This window comes from Alkalibacterium thalassium (assembly GCF_900101165.1).
GTDB lineage: Bacteria > Bacillota > Bacilli > Lactobacillales > Carnobacteriaceae_A > Alkalibacterium > Alkalibacterium indicireducens.
In genome coordinates this window covers 1-7042 of the sequence record NZ_FNFK01000076.1, presented here as the reverse complement: position 1 = coordinate 7042, position 7042 = coordinate 1, and the positions used below count along the sequence as shown (strand labels likewise).

The 7042-nt window shown below is 42.2% G+C and carries 6 protein-coding genes; 5 read left to right on the top strand and 1 reads right to left on the bottom strand.

The window, feature by feature from the left end; genetic code table 11:
• Positions 1–661, top strand: a 661-nt coding sequence (locus tag BLR76_RS10600) for an IS1634 family transposase (RefSeq protein WP_425425722.1), incomplete at its 5' end; no start/stop codon positions are given.
• Positions 662–953: 292 nt separating this feature from the next.
• Here the strand turns inward: BLR76_RS10600 and BLR76_RS10595 are convergent.
• Entirely contained in the window at positions 954–1592 is a 639-nt protein-coding gene (locus tag BLR76_RS10595; protein ID WP_176759700.1) for a CPBP family intramembrane glutamic endopeptidase, read from the bottom strand.
• Between the two features lie 428 nt (positions 1593–2020).
• On the opposite strand from BLR76_RS10595, the gene glpK reads away from it, so the two are divergent.
• The 4 genes from glpK to BLR76_RS10575 form a co-directional block, all read left to right on the top strand.
• Positions 2021–3526 carry a glycerol kinase GlpK gene (glpK, locus tag BLR76_RS10590; protein WP_091268784.1) on the top strand — a complete coding sequence of 502 codons (1506 nt, stop codon included), beginning with the start codon at positions 2021–2023 and terminating at the stop codon, positions 3524–3526.
• Positions 3527–3549: 23 nt separating this feature from the next.
• Positions 3550–5385: a type 1 glycerol-3-phosphate oxidase gene (gene glpO / locus BLR76_RS10585; protein ID WP_091268778.1), complete on the top strand. Its 1836-nt coding sequence runs from the start codon at positions 3550–3552 to the stop codon at positions 5383–5385.
• A complete protein-coding gene (locus tag BLR76_RS10580; protein ID WP_091268777.1) occupies positions 5386–6102 on the top strand; it encodes an MIP/aquaporin family protein in 717 nt (238 codons plus the stop codon).
• Between the two features lie 679 nt (positions 6103–6781).
• Positions 6782–7042 (top strand): transposase zinc-binding domain-containing protein (locus tag BLR76_RS10575; protein WP_176759699.1); only part of this gene is annotated, 261 nt, incomplete at its 3' end.

Below are 7042 nucleotides of genomic sequence, written 5' to 3'. Positions count from 1 at the left end.
AGACTGGGAGTATTCACAGAAACGCCCGTACAAAGGCGATGTGATTGAAGGGAAACGGCGGATGTACCTGCATCTTTATTTTAGCGGTGAAAAAGCACTGGAGCACGAGAACCGTTTCAATGCGCTTCTTGATCGGCTCGAAGCAGAACTAGTTTCCGGGAACCGCAAAGCAGAACACGAAAAGCAGTACGCTAAATACTTCGAAATCACTTCAACACCAAAACGCGGGACAAAGGTAACCCCAAAACAAGAAGCCATTACCCAAGCGGAAAAAGACTACGGATTCTTTGCCCTCATCAGCAATGAAATCAAGGATCCCATCGCCGCTTTAGATTTGTACCGTAACAAAGACATCGTTGAGAAAGCCTTTGGAAATCTTAAAGAACGGTTGAATTTACGGCGCACAGCCGTTTCATCAGAAAGTTCGCTTGAAGGAAAATTATTCGTGCAGTTTATTGCATTGATCTATTTATCGTACATCAAAAAGCAGATGTCCGAAAAAGGGCTGTATAAAAATTATACGATGCAGGAATTACTGGACGAATTGGATGTCATTGAGGCATTTGAAAATCCAGGCAGTGCAGTACGAGTGGGTGAGATTACGAAGAAGCAGTCGCAATTATATAACACCTTAGGTGTTGTGCCCCCGACCACGTTATAATTTTTTGGGAATCTAGGAAAAAAACGAAAGACGTGGCTACCTTCATGGCAATAATCGATCATAGTAACAAAAAAATAAATAAGCGCTATATTGGAATCAGTGAAGAAGAGATTAGTGACACCTTATTGAATTTTAGTTTGGGATTAATATTCGTCTTAAATACTAATAGTAAAAATATCACATCTGAATATTAAGAACTTTATTATTTGGCCTTTTTAAATATGGGCTAATTAAGTATAGCTTTTTATGTCCTTTACTACTGTTAATTTCTCCACCTGTAAATTGACTTAGTTTATCCAATGTTTAAAATAATGAAGGCCAGCAAATTTTCCAGAAAATGATACAATATAGCCGCTTCTACTGCTTTTGTTCGTTTTGCTGCATAACCGAATAATGCACCTGCCCCTATATACGAATAGGCCGAATGAATGTTTGTAGGCATGTGGATTAAACCAAAAAGAATAGAAGTGAGTACAAGAGTGAGCCAACTTACTTCGTTATGTTCTTTCCGGAAAAATAAAACTCCCCTAAAAAACAATTCTTCCAGTAAGGGTGCAGCAATAACGAGAGTGAAAAACATCATCCACAAAGGCGTATCCTGAAACATTGAGTCTATTACTTCCTGATTGGCTAACTGCCCTTCGCCAAATAAATATATAATAACTATATTACCGAGCCTAAGTAATACAAATGAAATTGGGATATACCATGCCAGAAAACGCCAGTCACTTTTATCTAACCCAGGAATTAGTACATATTCGTTCTTTGATAATCGTTTTCTGTTCAATATCGGGATTTTTTTTTTGGATATAACGATCATAGATAGAATAATAGATGTGAAACTAGAAAATAAAAAAGAGGAAGCCAGCCAAATTAATATCTGGTCGCTAATTTTAACTTTTCTCAAAGGGTAGCCTGTTGTAAATTTCAAATAAATCATCCTTATATTATTGTTTTATTCAGTATAATATAAAATTATATTAAAAAAACTACTCAATAACAACAAAAATTATGACATCATAGAAAAGTACCCGCGTGAGGGCTAACTAAATAGTAGATAATAAAGGTAACAAAAAAATAGAAAGCCGGGTAGGTCAGAATCATCTACTCGACTTTCTATTTTTTTTTGACAAATTGTCATCGATACGTCGACATGGAACGGCACTAAAAATTATCGTATAAAGAGCTTGTTATGACTGGGTTTATCAAAATCCGGTTATAATACTCCAGAAGAAAAACTTTCAAAAAATTCGAAAATTCAAAAAAAGCTGACATTTTTAACGAAAGAAAAACGGTTACAATAAAAACGTAAAGGAAACGGTTACTAAAAACCGATGATAAAATAGGAGGAATAAACCAATGTCAGATAATCAGTACATTATGTCCATAGATCAAGGAACAACGAGTTCACGAGCAATTATTTATGATAAACAGTTAAACACGATCGGAAGTTCTCAAAAAGAATTTACTCAAATTTTTCCTGAAAGCGGTTGGGTAGAACATAATCCTAATGAAATCTGGAATTCAGTCCAGTCTGTCATTGCCGGCGCATTTATTGAATCCGGTGTCAAACCTCAGGAAATCGCAGGAATCGGTATTACTAACCAGCGTGAAACAACAATCGTCTGGGACAAAGAGACAGGACTGCCGATTTATAACGCTGTTGTCTGGCAGTCTCGTCAGTCAGCGCCTATCGCTGCAAAACTTTACGAGGCCGGGCATTCTGAAATGATTCACGAAAAAACGGGTCTGATCATTGACTCTTACTTCTCAGCGACGAAGATTCGCTGGATTCTTGACCATGTTGAAGGAGCTCAGGAACGAGCTGAAAATGGCGAATTACTGTTTGGAACAGTCGACACTTGGCTGGTATGGAAACTGACCGGTGGAGAATCGTTCGTAACAGATTACTCAAATGCCAGCCGCACGATGCTGTATAACATTCACAAACTGGAATGGGATCAGGAAATCCTGGACTTAATGAATATTCCACGTGCCATGATGCCCGAAGTTAGATCAAACTCGGAAATCTACGGAAACACAGCGAACTATCACTTCTATGGAGCCAACACACCTATTTCGGGCATGGCAGGAGACCAGCAGGCAGCATTATTCGGTCAGATGGCCTTTGAGCCGGGCATGGTCAAAAACACATATGGCACAGGTTCATTCATCGTCATGAACACAGGTGAAGAACCACAGTTGTCAGAAAATAACCTGCTGACTACGATTGGGTACGGGATCAATGGTAAGATCTATTATGCTCTGGAAGGAAGTATCTTTGTAGCTGGTTCATCTGTTCAGTGGCTGCGTGACGGACTGAAAATGATCGAGAATTCGTCTGATTCGGAAGCATTAGCTAAGAAATCTAAAAATGATAATGAAGTCTTCGTTGTTCCAGCCTTTACAGGTCTGGGTGCACCCTATTGGGATTCAGATGCTCGAGGATCTGTCTTCGGCTTGACACGAGGGACGACTAAAGAAGATTTCGTAAAAGCGACGTTACAGTCTATTGCTTATCAGGCTCGTGATGTTATTGACACGATGAATAAAGACGCGGGAATCGACATTCCTCTCCTTAAAGTGGACGGTGGAGCAGCTAATAACGACTGGCTGCTACAGTTCCAGGCAGATATCCTTGGAACTAAAGTGCAGCGGGCGCATAATCTGGAAACGACTGCACTTGGAGCTGCTTATCTTGCGGGTCTGGCTGTCGGTTACTGGGAAAGCATGGATGAAATAAAGAGTATGTACGAAGAAGGTGGCACGTTCGAACCGCAGATGCCTGAAGAAGAACGTCAGAAGCTGTACAAGAACTGGAAACTGGCAGTTAAAGCGACACAAGTCTTCAAGCCTGAAGAGTAGGACTAGCGTAGGAGGAAAATAGTATGGTTTTCTCTCTTGAAAGAAGAAAACAAGATATAAACGTATTAAAAGAAGAAACATTGGATGTACTGATCATTGGTGGCGGGATCACGGGTGCTGGGTCTGCTTTGCAGGCCAGTGCTTCGGGTCTGAAAACAGGCCTGGTCGAGATGCAGGATTTTGCAGAAGGGACGTCTTCGCGCTCAACTAAACTCGTTCACGGCGGTCTGCGTTATTTGAAGAACTTTGATGTGGAAGTCGTAGCTGACACGGTTCAGGAACGGGCCGTGGTTCAGGGCATCGCTCCTCATATTCCAAAAGCTGACCCGATGATCTTACCCGTTTATGATGAGCCGGATTCAACGTTCTCCATGTTCTCTCTTAAAGTTGCCATGGATCTGTATGACCAGCTGGCTGGTGTGACTGGAACTGATTTTGCGAACTATACATTGACAAAAGAAGAAGTTCTGGAACGCGAACCGCAGCTGAACAGTGAAGGACTTTTAGGTGCCGGGGTCTATCTGGATTACCGGAACAATGATGCTCGCCTAGTAATAGAGAATATCAAGCGGGCAGCTGAAGACGGCGGACACATGGTCAGTCGCATGAAAGTGATTGGAATCTTACATGATGACAACGGCCGAGCTTCTGGAGCAGAAGTGGAAGACTTATTGACGGGTGAAACGATCAAAATCAATGCCCGTGTTGTCATGAATACGACCGGCCCATGGTCGGATACGATTCGTCAGATGGACGACAAGATCGATACGGCGCCTCAGATGCGTCCGACAAAAGGGGTTCATCTGGTCGTAGACAATAAGAAACTATTCGTTCCCCAGCCGACGTATTTCGATACAGGAAAACAGGACGGCAGAATGGTCTTCGTGATTCCTCGTGAGGAAAAAACGTATTTTGGAACAACAGATACTGACTATAAGGGTGACCTCTCAAATCCTACTGTGGAGCAGGAAGACGTGGATTACCTGCTGGATATCATCAATACAAGGTACCCGTCAGCAGATATAACGTTGAACGATATCGAGTCCAGCTGGGCCGGCTTGCGTCCATTGATTGCGGCAAATGGCGGGTCTGACTATAATGGGCAGAACAATCAGCTCATTACGGACGAAAGTTTTGATGATGTACTGTCCATCGTGGAGAAGTATCAGCAGGGAAGCGCTGAACGATATGAAGTCGTGGATGTACTGAAAAATATTAAAACAGCCAATGCGGAATCAGACACGAATCCTTCCACCCTTTCACGCGGCAGCTCGCTTGAGATCGATGAAGATGGACTGATTACCGTAGCCGGCGGGAAAATTACGGATTACCGTAAAATGGCACTTGGAGCGGTTAAAGCAACAATCGATGTGCTGGAAAGAGACTTCAATCTGACTTACGAACTGATCGATTCGGCTCATTATCCAGTTTCTGGAGGAGACATCGATCCAGCTAAAGTCGACGAGGAGACAGAAGCTCTGGCTCAGTTTGGTGTTGAAAAAGGATTAACTGAATCTGAAGCAAGATACTTGGCTAATCTGTATGGATCAAACACTCCGGCGGTCTACGATTTACTTGAAGAAGTGGATCAGGTAGAGGGACTTACTCTCGCAGATACGCTCAGTCTGCATTACGCCATGCGTGAAGAAATGGCGCTGACTCCGAGCGATTTCCTGATCCGTCGAACAAATCACATGCTGTTTATGCGTGACACCTTAGACAGCATAATCGAACCTGTCATTTCTGAGATGGCTCGCTATAATGACTGGTCCGATGAAGTAAGACAACAGTACACGGAAGAGCTTGAAAAAGCAGTTGCTGAATCTGATTTGAAAACATTAAAGGGAGACGTGGATTAAATGACAGGGCAAACATTAACACTTTTCAGTGAATTTTTAGGAACAATGTTTCTGATTCTACTTGGTAATGGAGTTGTAGCGGCTGTTAGCTTGAAAAAAAGTAAAGCAGAAGGCGCTGGATGGGTAGCCATCACTATGGGGTGGGGGGCTGCTGTAACACTGGCGGTATACATCGCCGGTTTTATGGGTCCCGCTCATTTAAATCCTGCCGTGACACTTGGATTTGCAATAACTGGAGACTTGGCATGGGGAATGGTCATTCCTTTTATTCTGGCTCAGGTAGCTGGTGCAATTTTGGGATCAGTGCTAGTATGGTTGACATATCTGGCTCACTATAAAGAAACAACAGATCCGGGTGCAATTTTGGGAACGTTTGCGACTGGCGCAGAAATCCGAGACAACACATCTAATGTAATGTCTGAGGCCATTGGCACATTTGTTTTAGTATTCGCTTTACTGGCTTTCGGTCAGAATGTCTTTACAGAAGGACTGAACCCACTAGTCGTTGGGGTGCTGATTCTGTCAATTGGATTATCTTTAGGTGGATCGACCGGATATGCGATCAACCCGGCACGTGATCTGGGTCCTAGAATTGCTCATCAGATTCTCCCACTGGCAAACAAAGGTGACTCTAAATGGGAATACGCCTGGGTGCCAATTGTTGCACCAATGCTCGGCGCAGTAGCAGCGGCATTGCTGTATCTGGTCATTGTATAATCTGAGACACTAAATAAATACTTTACGCCTGACGGAACAACGATCGAGTTGTCGATGTCAGGCGTTTTGTCTGTATTATAGAAGAGGATGAGGTCAGATTGTGAAATGAATAGATGCTATGTAAAAAAAACGTCACAAATACTAATAAAAAATAAGTAGAAAAGTTGACAAATAGCGTCATACCTTATATGATTTAACATGTCGAAACAATTAAAAGAACGAATCAAGGTTGAGCAGTGAAAGTGCTTTTCCGCCCAGGGTAGCAGTCTATGCTGAATTGGAGTGGATCAGGCGCTTTTTTTTGTGAATTGGAAAGTTTAACGTTGAAGTGTTGTCTAGCTTAACGTACCAGCCTCTCGAGAAAAAGATAAATTTACCCATTGCGCAGTTTGCTCTTCATCCGCATACTCTGTCTCTACGCATTGAAATGCTAGAGTCACAGCAATTCGGGGTAAATTTCCTCTACTCGCTATCGCTCCGGCGATCTCAAGTACATCTGTAAGAGCTGAAGCTCAAACAGATACTAAGGTATTTTCTTTTCGAGGCTGAACGGCACGTGAAGCTTTTCTTGTAGAATAGGAAAGTATAAAATTTTACCCGCTAGAAAGCCTATCACCTCAAACGTTAATCACTATCACTTGATTTGAAAAGAGAGGGGATTTAAAGGTACACTATACGTATGGTAGAGAAAAGCATTCGCATAGAAATGAATAAACTCAAAGCTATATTTCTGGACAATAATAATTGGGAGAATTTTCTAAAAAATAACAAAGGAAAGATACGCCAAGTTATTATAAAAGAAGTTGATAAGTTTCTGCATTGTGGGGATTTGTCTAATGGATTCCGCGTGTATAAGTGTGAGGCTTGCCCAAATGTTAAGCATGTTCCGATTCGGTGTAAAGGGAAATTCTGTCCCACCTGCGCAGTTGGAGAAGCACAG